This window comes from Paraburkholderia sediminicola, from assembly GCF_046027355.1.
Taxonomy (GTDB): Bacteria; Pseudomonadota; Gammaproteobacteria; order Burkholderiales; family Burkholderiaceae; genus Paraburkholderia; species Paraburkholderia sediminicola_B.
The window spans coordinates 105,262-122,261 of record NZ_JAQQEK010000026.1; the positions used below are offsets into that span (position 1 = coordinate 105,262).

Genomic DNA, 17,000 nt, shown 5'->3' on the forward strand with positions numbered 1-17,000 from the left:
CGGCTGCCAATGCGGCATTCCGGCCAGTTTTTCCAGCATGAGCGCTTCGGCTGGAGTATTGTTTAAGCGCGCCGGGAGCCTCGCGGCATCACTCTTCTACAAGACAGGGTGCTCCTCGTGGGCGGAAAAGTGCTCGCAAGCGCGTGGTTTTTTGCATGCAACGAAGCGACATCAACTTTTCGAGGATGGAGAAAACGTGAAAACAGTCAATCTTTTGAAGGCGCTCGGCATCGCATTGTGTGTGGCAACTGCGTCCAGCGCCTATGCCCAGGCGAGCGACGCGATGGCGTCCGGCGATATGGCGGCGCCCAGTGCCAAAACGGTGAAGAAGACGGACCGCGCGCTGGGTCTGCAAGTGCGCAAGGCTCTATCGAGAGCGCAGGGTTTTGACGTGTCGAACGTGTTCGTCCGGGCCCGTGGCGGTGCGGTGACGATCACGGGATCGGTGCCCGACGGCGCGCAGATTCCGCAGGCGGAGGAAGTGGCGAAAGGTGTGGCCGGCGTGAAGTCGGTGAACAATAAGCTCACGATCGGCACGCAGGGCGGCGGCGGAGGTTAAGCGCCCGCTTTCACCCGGTGACTTGCCGGTGACGACAGGCAACGCCGCTCGTCGCTCGATTGCGAGCGTGAGGCGTTGCCTGTCGTCCTGGTATTTGAACCGTTTATTGAAGCGCTCATTGAAAGGCACATGGAAGCGCTTATCGTCGAACGAGGCCGACCACGTAACGGCACACGTCTTCGCCCGCATTGAAGAACTCGCATTCGAGCGGCGCGCCAAGCTGCAGACAATCCCCTGCTTCCAGCCGATAAACCTGCTTGCCTTCCCGGAAGGTCAACACGCCAAGCGTCACCCAGATCTGCTGATGCTGGAACACGAAAGCATCCGGCGGATACGGTACTTTCACGCCCGGCGGCAACTCGATCTCGAGCAATTCCAGCACGCCGCCCGTGGGTGGCGAGATGCGCCGGCGCGTGTAGCCGGTCTCCGGGTCTTGCCAGACCGCTTGTTCCGCATGCCGCACGAGCCGCTCGCCGGTCTGCTCGGCGAGCGCCAGCAAGGTCGACAAGGTCAGCCCGAACGCGCCTGACAGACGCCCCAGCACCGTCGCCGTGGGACTCGCCTCGCCTCGTTCGATCTTGCTGATCATCGCCTTCGACACACCCGAGCGCTCCGCCAGCTCGCTCAGCGACCAGTTGCGCGCCTCGCGTTCGGTCTTCACGCGCGAGGAGATCGCCTGGGTCAGATCGATGGCAGCGGATTCGGACATGGAAAGATCGGCGAGTTGGAGAGTGAGGAAAGTGGGCACCGCAAATTATATCGAGGCAGTGTGGGCCTGGACGCTGACGCCCCGCGTCCGCCTCGCCGCCCATTAAAGGCCGAAATCAATGTCTTGCATAGTGATTTTTCGTCCACTATATTAAACGAAAGATCGCGCGGTATGCCGCAAGCGCAGCCTGCACGACCCCACGCGACTCGAACGCAGCAAGCATTCGTCCACCCCAGCCGGAAGACACCATGCCGAAGGAAATCGTTCTCAACGCTTTTGACATGAACTGCGTCGGCCACATCCAGCAAGGCATGTGGACCCATCCGCGCGATCAGTCCACGCGCTATACGGATCTGCAGTATTGGACCGACTACGCCCGCACGCTCGAAGCGGGCCTGTTCGACGGCATCTTTTTCGCCGATGTGGCCGGCGTCTACGACGTCTACGGCGGCAACCCCGACGCCGCCCTGCGCGGCGCCGTGCAGGTGCCGGTCAACGACCCGACGCTGCTGATTCCGGCCATGGCCGCGATGACGCGGCATCTGTCGTTCGGCGTCACGTCCAATCTCACGGTCGAGCAGCCGTATCTGTTCGCGCGGCGCATGTCGACGCTCGATCATCTGACGCGCGGCCGGGTCGGCTGGAACATCGTCACCGGCTACCTGGACAGCGCGTCGCGCGCGATCGGCCTGACCGGGCAGATGGCGCACGACGACCGCTACGACCTCGCCGACGAATACATGGAACTGGTCTACAAACTGTGGGAATGCAGTTGGGAAGACGGCGCGGTGCTGCGCGACAAAGTCCAGGGCGTGTATGCGGACGCGTCGAAAGTCCATGTGATCCATCATCACGGCAAGCAGTATCGGGTGGACGCCATGCACTTGAGCGAGCCGTCGCCGCAGCGTACGCCGGTGCTGTATCAGGCGGGTTCGTCGGCGCGCGGCAAACGGTTCGCCGCGGCGCACGCCGAGTGCGTGTTCGTCAACGGTCAGGCGAGGCCGGCCGTGAAAGCGATCGTCGACGATATTCGCGCGCATGCCGTTGCGGGTGGCCGCCACGCGGACGACATCAAGGTGTTGCTCGGGCAAACCGTCATCACCGGACGCACGGACAGCGAGGCGCAGGAGAAGTACGCGGAGTACCGCCGTTATGTCAGTTCCGAGGCGGCGCTCGTGCATGCGGCGGCGTCGCTCGGTATCGACTTCGCGCGCTACGACCTCGACGAGCCGATCGAAACCGGCAAGAGCCAGGCCATCGTATCGAACGTCGAAGCCATGACGCGCGCGGCGGGTCCGCAATGGACCAAACGCAAGCTGCTCGAACAGATGATGCTGGGCAGCCGCCAGGCGCCGCTCGTCGGCTCGGCCGAACGGGTGGCGAGCGAGCTGATCGCGTGGACCGAGGAAGCGGGCGTGGACGGCTTCAATCTATCGCGCACAGTCGCGCCGGAATGCTTCGAGGATTTCATCGAGCACGTCGTGCCGATTCTGCAGGAATGTGGCGCTTACAAGCGAGCGTATCGCGAGGGCACGTTGCGCGAAAAACTCTTCGGGCATGCACGTTTGCCTTCCAGCCACACGGCTGCGAAGTTCCGCTCGCCCGCTTGTGCCGCTGCCTCGGTTCCAGGCAATGCTTAGCAATCACGCCGTCTCGCAACGGCGCGGCGATTTTTCCGCAGAGGCTCCCATGCTTGACAAGCGCACCTTCCGCGACGCGATGGCCGGCCTCGGCGCCGCCGTCAACATCATCACGAGCGACGGCGCGGCGGGTCTGGCCGGCTGCACCGCATCGGCGGTCTGCGGCGTGACGGACGAGCCGCCCACGCTACTCGTCTGCATCAATCGCAGCAGCCGCAACAACGCCGCTTTTCGCGCCAATGGCAAACTCTGCGCCAACGTGTTGAGCGCGGAACAGCAGACGCTCGCCGCGCACTTCGCCACCAGCACGCTGCCGATGGCGGAACGCTTTGCCGCCGCGCAATGGGATACCCTTGCGACAGGCGCACCGGTCCTGCACGGCGCGCTCGCCTCGCTGGACTGCGAGATCGAATCGGTCACCGAAGTCGGCACGCACACGGTGTTCTTTTGCGCCGTGAAAGCCGCGCATACGCACGTCGCCGGCGATGCGCTGATCTACTTCGGCCGCCGCTATCACCGGGTCGGCGCGCGCTCCGTGCATGCCACGCACACGGCCGAAACCGGCGCGCTCGCCGCTGAATCGGCCGACTAACGCAGGATGCACGGCACAAGACACGCATGAAAGAGGCCTCGGCAAGCCCGCATCGATCGAGCCGCGCGATGGCCGGCAAGACGCGTTCGCTCGTGATTCTGCTGCTCTGCCAGGTGGGCGCGATGAGCGTGTGGTTTTCATCGTCGGCCGTAGTTGCGATCGTCAGGCAGGCAGAGAATCTGTCTGCCTTGCAGGCGACTTTGCTCACGAGCGCCGTACAGGCCGGGTTCGTGGCCGGCACCGTGACGAGCGCCCTGCTCTCCCTCGCCGACCGCTACGATCCACGGCGGCTCTTCATGGCCAGCGCGCTGACGGCGGGCGTGGCCACCGCGTGTCTCGTGTTCCTCGCGCCGGCGAGTCCGCTCGCGATCCTGCTGCGGCTGTTGACGGGCATCTGCATGGCAGGCGTCTATCCGGTCGGCATGCGCCTCGCGGCGACCTGGGCAAAAGGCGACCTGGGCCTGTTGATCGGTCTGCTGGTCGGCGCGCTGACTTTCGGCTCGGCGAGTCCGCATCTGCTGGCGGCGCTCGGCGGTTCGAGCTGGCGCGCGATCTATGGCATCTCGGCATGCTGCGCGCTGCTGGCGGGCGTCGCGATTCTGCTGTGCGGCGTCGGCCCGAACATGGCGCGCGCGACGCGCATCGAATGGTCCGCGTTGGCGGGCGCCTGGCGTAACCCCGCGTTGCGGCTCGCGAACCTCGGTTATCTCGGTCACATGTGGGAGTTGTACGCGATGTGGGCGTGGCTCGCCGTGTTCCTGCAAGCGAGCTTTGCGGCGGCCGGCATGCGAGAGCCGCGCGCGGCGGCCGAATGGCTGACCTTCGGCGCGGTCGCGGCGGGCGCGCTCGGCGCATGGCTCGGCGGCGTATTGGCGGACCGGCTCGGCCGCACGACGGTGACGATCGGCGCGATGGCCGTGAGCGGCGCGTGCGCCGCCCTAATGGGTTGGTTGCTCGGCGCGCCGGTCTGGCTGGTCGGCTGCGTGGCGCTGTGCTGGGGGATTTCGGTGATCGCCGATTCCGCGCAGTTCTCGGCGAGCATTGCTGAGCTCGCCGAACCGGCGTCGATCGGGACCTTGTTGACCGCGCAGACCTGCGCGGGTTTTCTGTTGACGCTGGTGAGCATCCATCTGGTGCCGGACGTCGTCGCGTTGGCGGGTTGGCGCGGCGCCTTCAGCATGCTCGCGATCGGGCCGATTCTCGGCTGCATCGCGATGGCGCGTTTGCGGCGTTTGCCGGATGCGCGACGGCTTGCGGGTGGGCGACGCTAGCGCCTTGGGCCGCTTAGGCTCAAGTCCGTTCGCCCCCAACTACGCGCGCACGATACCGCTCAACGGCCGCCCCGCCGACGTCTGGCCAAACAGCGCGGACGCCGTGCGCTGCGGATCGAGCCCGAAGCTTTCGCTCGCGGTGCCGGCAATCAACGCATCGAGCGAGGTGGTCGGTTTGAGGTCGCGTGCTTCGTAAAGGTCGTGCGGCGCGAGGCCTGGCCAATCGGCGATCACACGTCCGCCCTGCACCGAGCCGCCCAGCACCATCGCGACCGAACCCGTGCCGTGATCGGTGCCGCCCGTGCCGTTGGCGGCGGCGGTTCTGCCGAACTCCGTGGCGACCAGCACGATGGTCTTGCTCCACAACGGGCCCATGCCGTCGCGCAATGACGCGAGCATCGTGTCGAGCGCCTTCAACTGATTGGCGAGGCGCGCGTTCTGCGCGCTGTGCGTGTCCCAGCCGCCGGTTTCGATCATCGCGATCCGTGGACCGTTCTCGCGTGACAGGAAACTGGCGGCGAGCTTGCCGAGACTCGCCGGATCCTGACGCGCGCTGGCATCACCCGCGAGGCCGCGCGCGGTCATCGCCGACTCCCACAGCGGGCGCAACTGCGCGTCCTGGTCGTAGAGCTGCGAGACCCGCGTGAGCAGATCGTCGGGCGCTTGCGGCAGCGCCGAGGGCGCATACGAGGTCACCGCCGCCGGGCCGCGCAACGCCATCGGCACGGTCGGCGCGAAGGCAATCGCGTTCTCGCGCGTGGCGGGCAACTGCGCGACGAGCCGGTTCAGCCAGCCGTCTTTCATCTGATACGGCGACGTGCCGCCGGTCTCGAGCACGTTCTGTCCGTCGAAGTGCGAACGGTCGCGATACGGCGACGCCACCGCGTGCACGAACAGCGCCTGATGGTTCGCATACAGCGCGGCGGTCTGCACCAGCGCGGGATGCAGCGCGAAGGTGCCGTTCAGGCGTGGCGCGTTCGAGGTGTCGATGGCGAGCGCGCCGCGCAGTGTGGCGTAGGCGGGTTCGGCGTAGGGCACGACGATGTTCAGACCGTCGGCGGCGCCGCGCTGGATCACGAACACGAAACGGTTCTCGGTGGCGACGCTCGCGAACGCGATCCGCGGCGACACCAGCATCGCGCCCGCACCGGCAGCGGCGACGCTCAGAAACTTGCGGCGTGACAGCATGGCATTCATCTCCGTTGAAAATCCGGCGAGACCAGTAACAACGCGATCGCGGTGGACGCGCTTTCGGCACGCGATACCGCCGTGGCCGTCGGCGCACTGAGCGAACCGGCGAGCAAGGTCTGGCCGAGTGCGCGCGCATCGAGCCGGTCGCCGACCTGCGACGCGAAACGCTGCGCTACTTCGACCCGGCGCACGAGCGCGTCGGGCGCGGCCCAGCTCGCGGCGATGTCGTCGTAGCCGGCGGGCGAGCCCGGACGCCACACCGGCTGGCCGAGTTGCGTGAGAATGGGCGCCGTCTGCAGCTTGCCGAGGTCCTGCCAGCCGAGTCCGCGCATCGAGGAAATGGTCCACTCCCACGGCGTCTTGAACTTCACGGCGGTAGGCGACCACGCTTGCGGCAGGTCGATCAAGGCGCGGTAGACGGTCGGCAGATCGCCGCCGCTGCGCTCGAATGCGCCGGCCAGATGCTCGCTCACGCCGGGCGTCGGATTATCGGCGACGAAATGACGGGCTAGCTTGCCGCCAATATGCTGCGCGGTCGCCGGCGCGCTCGCGAGGTCGTGCAGAATCGCGAGCGCCTGCTCAACGCCAGGTTGATCGTAGCGACGACCCATGATGGTCCGCGAACCGGGTTCGTGCAGGGCGGCGCGAAACACGAAGGTGCCCGGCGCGGCGTTCTGCTGCATGGCCAGCCGGCCCGCGCTGCCGGCATTGCCGGCGTTCGCCGGATTGCCCGCGACGCTCCAGCCGGTCAGCGCGCGGGCGAATTCGGTGACGTCGTCCTGGTTGTAGCCGCTGCGCACGCCGAGCGTGTGCAGTTCCATGATTTCGCGCGCGAGGTTTTCGTTCAGCCCGCGCTTGCGCTCGGGATTGCGCTGCGCGGCGCGCATGGCCGCCATGCTGTCCGGTCCCACGGAGCGCGTCTGATCGAGAAACAGCTGCATGGCCGGATGACGCTCGACGGCCACCAGCATGTCTTCAAAGCGACCCAGCACGTGCGGGCGAATCGCCTCGGCCTCGAACGAACCGGCCAGCGCCGCGACGCCGGGCTTTTCGGTGGAGACCGCGAAATGGTTGGCCCAGAAATGCACCAGCCGCTCGACGAACGGCGTCTGTGTGGTCAATGCGCTTGTCACCCGTGCATTGACCGATGAGCGGTACATGTCGAGTATTTCGCCGCGAATCGCTTTTCGTTCGGCTTGCCTGGCAGTTTGCGCGTTCGCTTGCGGCGGGCTTTGTGTGTCGGTCTGAGTGTTTGTTTGCGCGTTCGCCTGAGCGCTGGTTTGCGCGTCAGGCTTTGTCATGTCTTGCCCGCTGGCTTGCCCATCGAGCCTTGCCATGTTCTGCGCGTTCGCGGAGCGAGCCGCCGCGCCCTCGCCCGCATTCTGGCGAGCCTGCTGATTGAACTGCATGCGCTGCTGCACCAGCTCGGTGGAGAGCGTCACCGAGTCGGGCTGGCTCGCCCACGCAGCCGGCCGCGCCTGGTACTGCTCGAATTGCGCGAGCAGCCAGGCTTTCGGGTCGGCGGGCGGCGTGTCGTCGGCACGCGCGCCCAGGCCGAAGCGGTTCAGCGCAATCGCCGCGGTGTTCAGGTTCGGTGAGTTGGCCATACCATCCTCTTCGGCTGTGGATACTCCTTGAACGGCCGCCAGGCGAAAATCCGTCGCGGCTGCTGCGGTTTTTTCACTCGCCCGAAGATTCGCTCGATGCCTGATTCGCCGGTTTCTTCGCCGGGTTGTTCTCATTCGCCGCCGGCGCAGGTTCACGCCATTGCCCGCGCACTTTCAGGCTGTCGGCGAATCGAACCCGCTCCTCGGGCGACAAGCTCGCCGCGAAGTCCGCCACACTGCCTTCCACCTGCGCGCGCAGATGGCTGTCGGCTTCGCGCGTGCGCGCAAGCGCGGCGTCGAGCGCGGCGCGATCGAACTGCGGCGCCACCAGCAGACGCAACACTTCGCGACGCCCGTCGCGGCCTTCGCGGGCATATTGCCGGCCGTCGCGGCGCGCGTCTTTCAAGCCATCGACAAAGGCTTTCTGCCGCTCAGCGGAAAGCGTTTCCGCAGCGAAGCGCAGCGCGCGCTGTTGCGCCAGCACGGGCGCCGTCGCGCCGCGCGCGGCAAACCATTGATAAGCCCCTCCGACGATCGCGCCTACCAGAAACACATTCAGCACCAGCGAGGCCGCCAGCACGATTTTCCACGACCGGCCGTTCATTCGTCGCTCCAATCGGCGGACGAACCACCGAAGCTCGAAGTTAAATAAGACGACTCATGCGCTTGCGGCGCCTGCGGTCCCGTTCCCGTCAGCACGAAGAACGACACGGCGAAAGCGCCGGCCACGCCGCCCAGCAGTCCAACGCCCGCGACCGCCGCGCCGGACCACCACAAGCGCCGCCGCGGCGCCACCGGTTGTCGCACAGGCGCGCTGTCGAGCACACGCTTGAGCAGGGCCGCGTCCGGCGGTTCGACCTTGTCGGCGGCAAGCCATGTATCGACGCCGGCCGCCTCCGCCAACAGCGCATCGGCTTCGGCGCGATGCGACTGCGCCCACGCCTGCGCCGCCGCGCGATCCTGTTGCGGCCAGCGGCGCGGCTCGGCGCCGTAAGCCTCGACGATCTGCTGAAATCTTTCGGGCGTCATGACTTGTCCTTGCTAAGGCCGCTGCCGGCCAGTTGAGCGCGCAGATTGCGGCGCGCGCGTGCCAGCAGACTTTCCAACGCATCGACGCTGATGCCCATCAGGGCCGCGGCGTCGATGTTCGACATCTCCTGGTAGTAGTTGAGTACCAACGCCTCGCGCTGGCGTGCCGGCAACGCGGCGAGTGCATCGCGAACCCGCTGGGCCTCTGCACGCGCTTCGAGAGTGGCCTCGGGGAGCGCGGCGGGATCGATCTCCTCGGGCATCTCTTCGCGCGGCTCCTCGCGCCGGCCGCGCAGCCGGTCATAGCAGAGATTGAGCGCGACGCGATGGACCCACGTGTCGAACTTCGCCTCGCCTTCCCGCCAGCGTGACGCCTGTTTCCAGATGCGCACGAACACCTCCTGCGCCACGTCTTCCGCTTCCATGCGGTCGCCCAGCATGCGTGTGGCGAGCGCGAGCAGACGCGGCAGCTTGCGCGAGACGAGCGAGCGGACCGCGGCCGGATCTTGCCGGCCGACCTGTTCGAGCAGTTCCGCGTCGGGGTCGCGTTCGCTCAAGGTCTGGCGCTCCTCAGCGCGAGTGCGTCGCGCCGCATGGATCGCGCCGTGGGATGAACGTCACGCCTTCCAATGCCTCTCATGCCGGCTACACCTCACACGGATGGTTGCACGCGCACCGGTTCGAACAGTGCGCGCGGGACGGAAGACGGCACGCGTTGCCATGCACGGCCGCAATCAATATACGACGACCGCCGGCCGATAGTAGGCCGGCCGCGCCGGGTACACCACACAGCCGGCGAGCATGACCGCCAGCAGAATCATCACGAGCGTTTTCATAGCAGTCTGCCTCGTTGAAGAACGCAGCGGGCCGAACAAGATCGAGCGTCGCGACGCTCTCAGGTCATGCCCAATGGCCTTCGACCCAGCGCCAGTTGGGACCACGCGCCACCCAGTGCCCCGGCACCCAGCGATGACCGACGCGCACCGCCTGCCAGTGGCCGCCCACCCAGACATAACGGCCTTGGGCCCAACGCCAGTGGCCCGGATCCCATGCGTAACCGGCACGCGGCGCCGGCATCACTTCGACGCGCGGCGGCGGCGGCGCCATCGGCGCGACGATCACCGCCTGCGCGAAGGCCGGCGCGGCGGTAAGCGTGGCGGCGCAGGTCAGCGTCGCAGCCAGCATGGCGGTGAGCAGGCGAAGCGGTTTGGTGGATGTCATGTTGGTTTCTCCCATGAGAGCCGAAGCCGGAAAGCGGCTCCGTTTCCTGTTGAACGCAGCAGCCGAAAAAATCCGTCGCTGCGGGCTGTGTGAAAAATTGAAAGGGAAGAAGGATGCGGGAAAAACCGTGGTGAAACGCGAGGCACAGCGCCGCAGCCGGTTCCACGTTGCCATGCGGCGTCAGCGGAACGACAGCAAAGGTTATGCAAATGAATAAAAAACGAGGGCTTCGGTAAGGTTCACGCCCCGAAATCTTAATTAACGAATGGTCCAATGCGCGCAGTTTGTCGCGGTAAGACCACTAGCACTAGCTGTATTTCTAACAATATCCCCAGCGAACATCCACACCTACGTTGATGCAAACGCTGAACGGCGAAGTCGAATCTGGAGCCTGTCCAATGTTCCGTAGAACCCTCTTACCCATCCCGTTCGCGGCGCTGCTTGCGCTCGCAGCTTGCGGCAACAACAGCGTGAGCACGCCTGCGCCGGTGGTATCGGCTCAGGACGCCGTGGCCACGGCCACGCCGATCAAGCACGTCGTGGTGATCTTCGGCGAGAACGTTTCGTTCGATCACTACTTCGGCACCTACCCGAACGCTTCCAACCCGACCGGCGAACCGCAATTCGTCGCAGCCGCGGGCACGCCGACGGTCAACAACCTCAGCAGCAACAACCTGATCACGGCGAACCCGAACGCGCTGGCCACCTCGCCGAACACGGCTGGCCGCACGGTGGGCAGCGTGACGATCGCCGGCCTCGGCCTGCCGGTAGCCGATCTGCTGCCGTTCCGTCTGGACCGCTCGCAAGCCAATACGTCGAGCCAGAACCACGCCTACGCGGCCGAAGAGCTCGCGTATAACAACGGCGCGATGGACGCGTTCCCGCTGTTTACGGCAGCCGGCTCGACCATCGCCGGCAGCACCGGCGCGTTCGCCACGAAGGGCCAGGTGCTCGGCTACTTCGACGGCAACACGGTCACGGCCCTGTGGAACTACGCGCAGAACTTCGCGATGAACCAGAACGCGTACACGGACACGTACGGTCCGTCGACGCCGGGTGCGCTCGAAGTGGTGTCCGGCCAGAACAACGGCGTCGTCGTCACCGGCGGCACCTCGGCCAATGCGATTCCTGACTCGGCTGGCAGCTTCACGATGATCGGCGACCTCGACCCGACCGGCGACGTCTGCACGATCGCGGCAAAGAGCACGACGACCGGCGCGATGTCGTCGAATAACAAGAACATCGGCGACCTGCTCAACGCGAAGGGCCTGACGTGGGGCGGCTTCATGGGCGGCTTCAACCTGCAGACCGTCAACCCGAACGGCACGGTCGGCTGCGCACGCTCGACCTTCTCGCAAGTGCTGAACGCGACCAAGGCCGACTACGTGCAGCATCACGCGTGGTTCCAGTATTACGCGAGCACGGCTAACCTGGCGCATACGCGTCCGTCGTCGACGGCGGTGATCGGCTCCACGGATCCGCTCGACAACACGGCAACGCCGGTGCACCACCAGTACGACACCGACGACTTCTTCGCCGCGGTGAAGGCGGGCAACTATCCGTCGGTGAGCTTCCTGAAAGCGCCGGCGATCGGTGACGGCCACCCGGGCAACTCGGATCCGATCGACGAACAGGCTTTCGTCACGAAGGTGATCAACTTCCTGCAACAGCAGCCTGACTGGAAGAACACCGCTGTGATCATCGCCTACGACGATTCGGACGGCTGGTACGACCACCGCTTCAAGGCGCCGACGAGCGCATCGTTCGATTCGACCACGGCGCAGTCCGCGGGCGGCAAGACGGTGGCAGGCAGCGACAACCTGAGCGGCGTGGGTCAGTGCACGGCAGCGGGCGCGGTGCAGCCGCAGGGCGTGAACGGCGGCGCGGTGAACGGCCGTTGCGGCCCGGGTACGCGTACGCCGTTTATCGTGGTGTCGCCGTGGGCGAAGGTCAACTTCGTCGACGATACGCCGATCACCCAGGCCTCCGTGGTGCGCTTCATCGAGGACAACTGGCTGGGCGGTCAACGCCTGGGCGGTGGCTCGTTCGACGCGACGGCGGGCAGCATCATGAACATGTTCAACTTCTCGGGCTCCGGCAACAATCCGACGCTGTTCCTGGATCAGAACCTGGGTACGAAGCTGGCAGCCGCACCGGCGAGCTGATCCGCGGACGTGCCGAGCGCTCTTCTCCTCCGCTTGCCGTTGCGTGATGCACGGGTCGTATTCGTGCCTCACGCCGCGCGGCGGCGCGTAGTGAAAAGCGTCGCGCACCCTAAGTCGTAGTTGGGCGTCGAGCCAGTGCAAACGTGCTGGCTCGATTTTGCTTTTTATCGCACCCGATCGAATTACCTGTCATCACCGCCATGAACCATCCTTCAGACGCCGTCCTGCCTTCGCATCTGCCAGCGGGCGGCGAGCCCGGCCCCGTGATTACCCGCCGCTCGTGGCTCAGGCTGCTCGCGTGGAGCGCGGCCGGTATCGTGCTCGCGTTCATCGTCTACTGCGCGTACGCGCTCGTGTATCCGGAGCGCACGCCGTCCGCGGTCGGCGAGATCGTCGAGGAAATCACCGGCGCGAATCCGCATCCGGTGATGTTGATGCGTCCGCAGAGCGCGCCGCTGAGCGCCGTGGCGCTGCTCGGCAAACAGATTTTTTTCGACCAGAGTCTGTCGGCGTCCGGCACGCAGTCGTGCGCGTCGTGTCACTCGCCGCAGCATTCGTATGGGCCGGATAACGCGTTCCCGGTGCAACTCGGTGGCGCGCATATGAACCAGGCGGGTTATCGTCCGCCGCCGTCGCTCACGTATCTGTACCGTCAGGCGCCGTTCAGCATCGGCCCGGATCAGGGCGACACCGACGTGCCGGTGGATATGACGCAACTGGCGACGCAAGCCGTCGGCGTGCAGCGCGCGCAAAAGACGGCGCTCGCCGCGCCCGCCGCTCCGGCGATGGTGCCGCAAGGCGGCCTGTTCTGGGACGGCCGTGTCGATACTTTGCAGGACCAGGCACTCGGACCTTTGACCAACCCGGTGGAAATGGCCAACGCAACACCGGAGGATGTCGCTCACAAGCTGCTGGCGACCAGATATCTGGATCAATTCAAGCAGATCTTCGGACCCGGCATCGTCACCAATCCGAGCCTGTTGATTTCCGAGGCGATGTTCGCCGTTGGGCGTTATCAGATCGAGGATCCGTCGTTCCACACTTTTAGCAGCAAGTATGACTACTGGCTCGAAGGCAAGGCGCGCTTGACGCATGCCGAGCTGCACGGCTTGCAGTTGTTCAACGACAAGGACAAGGCGAACTGCGCCGGCTGCCATTTGAGCCAGCCGAGCAAGGACGGCTTGCCGCCGGTGTTCACCGACACGCAATACGAAGCGCTCGGCGTGCCGCGCAATCCGGCGATTCCCGCCAACAAGGATCCGAAGTTCTTCGATATGGGCGTGTGCGGACCGTTCCGCGACGACCTCGCCAAACAGACGCAGTATTGCGGCATGTTCCTCACGCCGACGCTGCGCAATGCGGCTGAACGCAAGGTGTTTTTCCATAACGGCGTGTATCACGATCTCAAGCAGGTGATGGACTTCTACAACCTGCGCAATACGTCGCCGGAGAAAATCTATCCGCGCGATGCGTCGGGCAAGGTGCAGAAGTACAACGATCTGCCGGCTCAGTACCATGCCAACGTGGACGTGGCCGACGCACCGTTCGACCGTAAGTTCGGCGATCAACCGGCAATGAGCGATCAGGATATTCAGGACATCATCGCGTTCATGAAGACGCTGAGCGACGGGTACAAGAACTGAGGTTTCAGCCTTGACGCAAAGGCCGCACACGCGGCCCTTGCGCTGCGGCGCGCGAGCCGGTGAGGTATCCTTGCCGGTTCCGCGAACTTTATCCGTACCCTGCCCGATGGCCGATTTCCCTTTCGACGCCGTACTCTTCGACTGCGACGGCGTGCTCGTCGACTCCGAACCCATCACCAACCGCGTGCTCACCGAGATGCTCGGCGAGCTGGGCTGGCATTTGAGCGTCGAAGAGACGATGCGTATTTTCGTCGGCAAAGCCGTCCGGGACGAAGCCGCGCTGATCGAAGCGCGCACCGGCGTCGCGATCACGACAGACTGGCTCATGCAGTTTCGCGCGCGCCGCAATGCAGCGCTGGACCTCGAACTCGTTGCGATTCCCGGCGCGCCGGATGCGGTGCGCGCGCTTCATGCGGCGCTGAATGGGCGCATCGCGGTCGCGTCGGGCGCGGATCGTATCAAGGTGGAAATGCAACTGGCCAAGGCAGGGATTCTCGACTGTTTCGAAGGACGCATTTTCAGCGGCCACGAAATGCCCCGCAGCAAGCCCTTTCCCGACGTCTACCTGGCCGCGGCCGCGGCGCTGGGCGTGGACCCGCGCCGTTGCGCGGTGATCGAAGACACAGTGACAGGCGCGACCGCGGGCGTTGCTGCGGGCGCCACGGTGTTCGGCTATTGCCCGATCGAACTCGGCCACAGCAGCGCCACCGCCTTGCATGGCGCGGGGGCCACGCATGTGTTCAGGGACATGAGCGCGTTGCCCGCCTTACTGGCGGGATGGCGCGGCGTATCGCACTGAATTTCGCGCTGACCGCGGCTTTTACTCGAAGGCCGGATCGATAGGCACGCGGTATCCCACGGCCAGCCGATTCGTCTCGTTGGCCATGCCCACGACCGCGAGCAATTCGCCGAACATCTCGTCGGTCATGCCGGCGCGGCGCGCTGCCGCCGTGTGGCTCGCCACGCAGTAGCCGCAGTTGTTCGTCACGCTCACCGCGACGTAGAGCAGCTCCTTGATCAGCGGATCGAGCGCGCCGGGCGCCATCACGTCCTTCAGACTGTCCCACGTGCGCGCCAGTGTCGGCGGATGCTGGGCGATGTACTTCCAGAAGTTGTTGACGTCGTCGACCTGACGGGTCTGCTTGATATCGTCGTAGACGGCTTTGACTTCCGGCGACGCCGCGGAATATTCGACGGCTTTGAGCTGGCTCATGCGTTCTCCTTTCCTTGCTGACGAGATTCGGCGAACCCTGCGCGCCATGCGCACGGTTCACGGTAGCGGTCTATTGTGACGTGATTTTCAGCGAGCTTCATAACGACATGACGGTCGGACGGATGTCGGCGAATTGCCGACATCGCCTTGCAGCCAGTTGGCCGATCTCCATCACACTTGCTCGGGAAACGGCGGAGAAGCATGCGGCACGCCGTTTTGCCGCCGATGGCATGGTGTGTGCAATCAACAGGAACGAGTGCGGCATTTCTCCGCTCTCCTCGATCCACCTTGATCCACTCACTCCGTTGGAGATCCATCATGAAAACGCTCGTCCTCAAAGACCTGGCCCGCGTCGACGAACTCGACCGCTCGGCGTCGCTATCGATTCGCGGCGGCATTGCCTACCTGACGCGTGAAGCGCCTTCCGGTTGTGGCGGCCTGGAACAACCCGCGCTCATCCGACGCGGCTGGGATGCATTTCCGCCGGTTCATCTCGGTTGCCCTCCGGTGTACTTCCCGTTCGGCAAGCTGCCTTCGCATTCGGAACCGAAGGTGGTGCCGCTGTAGTGTGGCGGCATGGCCCGATGCAAAACGGCGTGGCGGATGCGCAAGCCTGAACGCTACCGCCACGCCGCCTGCCTGTCCGTCTGTCTGTCGCGCTATTGCCCTTTGTCTCGTTGCCGCAGCACGAGGCCGCTTGCGCTGTCTTCCACGAGCCAGCCAGCCGCCGTCAACACGTCACGCAAACGGTCCGCTTCGGTCCATTGCTTCGCGGCGCGTGCTTGCTCGCGTTCGTCCGCCAGCGCCGCAATATCGGCTGGAATCTCGGCCGCATCATCGTCTCGCCAGTCGGCGAGGCGCAATCCCAGCACAGTATCGAAGCAATCGACAGTCGCCCTTCGCGTCGCCGCCGGCAGATCGCTTCTGACCACGTCCCATAGCACCGCGATCGCGCGCGGCAGGTTCAGATCGTGATCGACCTCTGCCTTGAAACGCGCCACGCTCGGCGCGTCCGGCGTGCCGCCTTGCGGCCATTGCGCATAGGTTCTGCGCAAGCGGTCCAACGCGGCTTGCGCAGCATCCAGCGCGGCCTCGCTGAAGCGCAAGCTGCTGCGGTAGTGCGCGCTCAGGCATAAATAGCGATACGCGAGCGGATCGTTGCCGCGCTCGATCAGCGTTTGCAAACGCACGAAGTCCCCGCCCGACTTCGACATCTTGCCAGCGTCCAGCAACAAGAAATGGCCGTGCATCCAGAAGTTGGCGAGGCGCGTGCCGTGGCGCGCCTGGGTTTGCGCGATCTCGTTGCTGTGATGCACGGGGATGTGATCTTCGCCACCGCAATGAATATCGAACCACGGGCTCAGATACTTCGCCGACATCGCCGAGCACTCGATATGCCAGCCGGGAAAGCCGCGGCCCCACGGACTGTCCCACTCCATCTGCCGCGTGGCGCCGGGCGGACTGAATTTCCACAGCGCAAAGTCAGTTGCGCGCTGCTTCTCGCCGGGCGCAACACGCTTGCCCGCCTGCAAGCCCGCCACATCGAGACGCGCCAGATAGCCGTAGTCAGCCTGCCTGCCGGTGTCGAAATAGACGCCGTCGGCCGTGCGATAGGTGTAGCCGTTGCGCTCGAGTTCGGCGATAAAGTCGATCTGCTCCGCAATGTGATCCGTCGCGCGGCACCAGAGGGCAGGCTCCAGCAGGTTGAGCGCGCGCCAGTCGTTCATGAACGCCGCCGTGTACCGCCCGGCGATCGCCCACGCCGATTCGCCGGTGCGCCGGCTTCCCTTCTCCATCTTGTCTTCGCCTTCGTCCGCATCGGACACCAGATGGCCGACGTCGGTGATGTTCACCACATGCCGCACGTTGTATCCGTTCAACACCAGCGCGCGCCGCAGCACATCCTCGAACACATAGGTCCGGAGGTTGCCGATATGCGCGTGGTCGTACACCGTCGGGCCGCAGCAATACAGGCCGACCTGATCCGGATGAATCGGACTGAATTCGCGCACGGCGCGCGACCAGGTGTCGTAGAGGCGAAGCGGCATGTGATGTCTCCAGGCGCTGGGTGTTCAAAAGCAAAAAGGCCACCGGTCGCGTGACGGGTGGCCTCAGGGATGCGGACGTGTGCAGATCGACTCGCTAGACGCAAGCTCCCCT

General features: G+C 65.3%; 18 protein-coding genes. 9 read left to right on the forward strand and 9 right to left on the reverse strand.

Annotated elements, in window-relative coordinates; all coding sequences use genetic code 11:
• Positions 1-196 precede the first annotated feature (196 nt).
• A complete protein-coding gene (locus tag PQR42_RS33700; RefSeq protein WP_408218500.1) occupies positions 197-559 on the forward strand; it encodes a BON domain-containing protein in 363 nt (120 codons plus the stop codon).
• A 139-nt stretch (positions 560-698) separates the two neighbouring features.
• Here the strand turns inward: PQR42_RS33700 and PQR42_RS33705 are convergent, their stop codons facing one another.
• Positions 699-1,268, reverse strand: coding sequence for a helix-turn-helix domain-containing protein (locus tag PQR42_RS33705; protein WP_408218384.1), 570 nt, complete (start codon positions 1,266-1,268; stop codon positions 699-701).
• A gap of 248 nt (positions 1,269-1,516) precedes the next feature.
• Between PQR42_RS33705 and PQR42_RS33710 the strand changes: the two genes are divergently transcribed.
• Genes PQR42_RS33710 through PQR42_RS33720 form a run of 3 tightly spaced genes read left to right on the forward strand, consistent with a single transcriptional unit; the run spans position 1,517 to position 4,771 of the window.
• Positions 1,517-2,908, forward strand: a complete 1,392-nt coding sequence (locus PQR42_RS33710) for an LLM class flavin-dependent oxidoreductase (RefSeq protein ID WP_408389326.1) — start codon at positions 1,517-1,519, stop codon at positions 2,906-2,908.
• A 49-nt stretch (positions 2,909-2,957) separates the two neighbouring features.
• Positions 2,958-3,500, forward strand: coding sequence for a flavin reductase (locus PQR42_RS33715; protein WP_408494759.1), 543 nt, complete (start codon positions 2,958-2,960; stop codon positions 3,498-3,500).
• Between the two features lie 26 nt (positions 3,501-3,526).
• The gene (locus tag PQR42_RS33720; RefSeq protein WP_408389321.1) at positions 3,527-4,771 is read left to right on the forward strand and encodes an MFS transporter; all 1,245 of its coding nucleotides are present in this window, start codon (positions 3,527-3,529) and stop codon (positions 4,769-4,771) included.
• Between the two features lie 39 nt (positions 4,772-4,810).
• On the opposite strand, the gene PQR42_RS33725 is transcribed toward PQR42_RS33720, so the two are convergent.
• The 6 genes from PQR42_RS33725 to PQR42_RS33750 all read right to left on the reverse strand — a co-directional run bounded on the left by PQR42_RS33725 (position 4,811) and on the right by PQR42_RS33750 (position 9,783).
• Positions 4,811-5,959: a DUF1501 domain-containing protein gene (locus tag PQR42_RS33725; RefSeq protein ID WP_408218376.1), complete on the reverse strand. Its 1,149-nt coding sequence runs from the start codon at positions 5,957-5,959 to the stop codon at positions 4,811-4,813.
• A 5-nt stretch (positions 5,960-5,964) separates the two neighbouring features.
• The gene (locus tag PQR42_RS33730) at positions 5,965-7,569 is read right to left on the reverse strand and encodes a DUF1800 domain-containing protein (protein WP_408389319.1); all 1,605 of its coding nucleotides are present in this window, start codon (positions 7,567-7,569) and stop codon (positions 5,965-5,967) included.
• A 73-nt stretch (positions 7,570-7,642) separates the two neighbouring features.
• Positions 7,643-8,173 (reverse strand): periplasmic heavy metal sensor, encoded by a 531-nt coding sequence (locus tag PQR42_RS33735; protein WP_408389317.1) that lies wholly within the window; start codon positions 8,171-8,173, stop codon positions 7,643-7,645.
• Positions 8,170-8,598: a hypothetical protein gene (locus PQR42_RS33740; protein ID WP_408218368.1), complete on the reverse strand. Its 429-nt coding sequence runs from the start codon at positions 8,596-8,598 to the stop codon at positions 8,170-8,172. The genes PQR42_RS33735 and PQR42_RS33740 overlap by 4 nt, the downstream gene beginning before the upstream one ends.
• A complete protein-coding gene (locus PQR42_RS33745) occupies positions 8,595-9,197 on the reverse strand; it encodes an RNA polymerase sigma factor (RefSeq protein WP_408389452.1) in 603 nt (200 codons plus the stop codon). Before PQR42_RS33745 ends, PQR42_RS33740 begins: the two co-directional genes overlap by 4 nt.
• A 301-nt stretch (positions 9,198-9,498) precedes the next feature.
• Positions 9,499-9,783: a YXWGXW repeat-containing protein gene (locus PQR42_RS33750; RefSeq protein WP_408218496.1), complete on the reverse strand. Its 285-nt coding sequence runs from the start codon at positions 9,781-9,783 to the stop codon at positions 9,499-9,501.
• Between the two features lie 34 nt (positions 9,784-9,817).
• On the opposite strand from PQR42_RS33750, the gene PQR42_RS33755 reads away from it, so the two are divergent.
• The 4 genes from PQR42_RS33755 to PQR42_RS33770 all read left to right on the forward strand — a co-directional run bounded on the left by PQR42_RS33755 (position 9,818) and on the right by PQR42_RS33770 (position 14,426).
• Complete coding sequence (locus PQR42_RS33755; RefSeq protein WP_408389315.1) at positions 9,818-10,036, forward strand: hypothetical protein; 219 nt, start codon at positions 9,818-9,820, stop codon at positions 10,034-10,036.
• Between the two features lie 181 nt (positions 10,037-10,217).
• Complete coding sequence (locus tag PQR42_RS33760) at positions 10,218-11,984, forward strand: phospholipase C (RefSeq protein WP_408389313.1); 1,767 nt, start codon at positions 10,218-10,220, stop codon at positions 11,982-11,984.
• 200 nt (positions 11,985-12,184) lie between these two features.
• Positions 12,185-13,627: a cytochrome-c peroxidase gene (locus tag PQR42_RS33765; protein WP_408389311.1), complete on the forward strand. Its 1,443-nt coding sequence runs from the start codon at positions 12,185-12,187 to the stop codon at positions 13,625-13,627.
• A gap of 106 nt (positions 13,628-13,733) precedes the next feature.
• Positions 13,734-14,426 carry an HAD family hydrolase gene (locus tag PQR42_RS33770; RefSeq protein WP_408218358.1) on the forward strand — a complete coding sequence of 231 codons (693 nt, stop codon included), beginning with the start codon at positions 13,734-13,736 and terminating at the stop codon, positions 14,424-14,426.
• A gap of 21 nt (positions 14,427-14,447) precedes the next feature.
• Here PQR42_RS33770 and PQR42_RS33775 read toward each other — a convergent pair whose 3' ends face one another.
• Entirely contained in the window at positions 14,448-14,840 is a 393-nt protein-coding gene (locus PQR42_RS33775) for a carboxymuconolactone decarboxylase family protein (RefSeq protein ID WP_115777533.1), read from the reverse strand.
• Positions 14,841-15,158: 318 nt separating this feature from the next.
• On the opposite strand from PQR42_RS33775, the gene PQR42_RS33780 reads away from it, so the two are divergent.
• Positions 15,159-15,407 carry a hypothetical protein gene (locus PQR42_RS33780; protein ID WP_408389307.1) on the forward strand — a complete coding sequence of 83 codons (249 nt, stop codon included), beginning with the start codon at positions 15,159-15,161 and terminating at the stop codon, positions 15,405-15,407.
• A gap of 92 nt (positions 15,408-15,499) precedes the next feature.
• Here the strand turns inward: PQR42_RS33780 and cysS are convergent, their stop codons facing one another.
• Positions 15,500-16,888: a cysteine--tRNA ligase gene (cysS, locus tag PQR42_RS33785; protein WP_408389305.1), complete on the reverse strand. Its 1,389-nt coding sequence runs from the start codon at positions 16,886-16,888 to the stop codon at positions 15,500-15,502.
• Positions 16,889-17,000 lie beyond the last annotated feature (112 nt).

What these genes read in the sequence shown, in the direction of transcription:
- PQR42_RS33705 (WP_408218384.1), bottom strand. Translation starts at nt 1,268, where the DNA reads ATGTCCGAATCCGCTGCCATCGATCTGACCCAGGCGATCTCCTCGCGC.
- PQR42_RS33755 (WP_408389315.1), top strand. Translation starts at nt 9,818, where the DNA reads ATGTTGGTTTCTCCCATGAGAGCCGAAGCCGGAAAGCGGCTCCGTTTC.
- PQR42_RS33750 (WP_408218496.1), bottom strand. Translation starts at nt 9,783, where the DNA reads ATGCTGGCTGCGACGCTGACCTGCGCCGCCACGCTTACCGCCGCGCCG.
- PQR42_RS33780 (WP_408389307.1), top strand. Translation starts at nt 15,159, where the DNA reads ATGAAAACGCTCGTCCTCAAAGACCTGGCCCGCGTCGACGAACTCGAC.
- PQR42_RS33765 (WP_408389311.1), top strand. Translation starts at nt 12,185, where the DNA reads ATGAACCATCCTTCAGACGCCGTCCTGCCTTCGCATCTGCCAGCGGGC.
- PQR42_RS33730 (WP_408389319.1), bottom strand. Translation starts at nt 7,569, where the DNA reads ATGGCCAACTCACCGAACCTGAACACCGCGGCGATTGCGCTGAACCGC.
- PQR42_RS33715 (WP_408494759.1), top strand. Translation starts at nt 2,958, where the DNA reads ATGCTTGACAAGCGCACCTTCCGCGACGCGATGGCCGGCCTCGGCGCC.
- PQR42_RS33740 (WP_408218368.1), bottom strand. Translation starts at nt 8,598, where the DNA reads ATGACGCCCGAAAGATTTCAGCAGATCGTCGAGGCTTACGGCGCCGAG.
- PQR42_RS33760 (WP_408389313.1), top strand. Translation starts at nt 10,218, where the DNA reads ATGTTCCGTAGAACCCTCTTACCCATCCCGTTCGCGGCGCTGCTTGCG.
- cysS (WP_408389305.1), bottom strand. Translation starts at nt 16,888, where the DNA reads ATGCCGCTTCGCCTCTACGACACCTGGTCGCGCGCCGTGCGCGAATTC.
- PQR42_RS33725 (WP_408218376.1), bottom strand. Translation starts at nt 5,959, where the DNA reads ATGCTGTCACGCCGCAAGTTTCTGAGCGTCGCCGCTGCCGGTGCGGGC.
- PQR42_RS33770 (WP_408218358.1), top strand. Translation starts at nt 13,734, where the DNA reads ATGGCCGATTTCCCTTTCGACGCCGTACTCTTCGACTGCGACGGCGTG.
- PQR42_RS33775 (WP_115777533.1), bottom strand. Translation starts at nt 14,840, where the DNA reads ATGAGCCAGCTCAAAGCCGTCGAATATTCCGCGGCGTCGCCGGAAGTC.
- PQR42_RS33720 (WP_408389321.1), top strand. Translation starts at nt 3,527, where the DNA reads ATGAAAGAGGCCTCGGCAAGCCCGCATCGATCGAGCCGCGCGATGGCC.
- PQR42_RS33735 (WP_408389317.1), bottom strand. Translation starts at nt 8,173, where the DNA reads ATGAACGGCCGGTCGTGGAAAATCGTGCTGGCGGCCTCGCTGGTGCTG.
- PQR42_RS33710 (WP_408389326.1), top strand. Translation starts at nt 1,517, where the DNA reads ATGCCGAAGGAAATCGTTCTCAACGCTTTTGACATGAACTGCGTCGGC.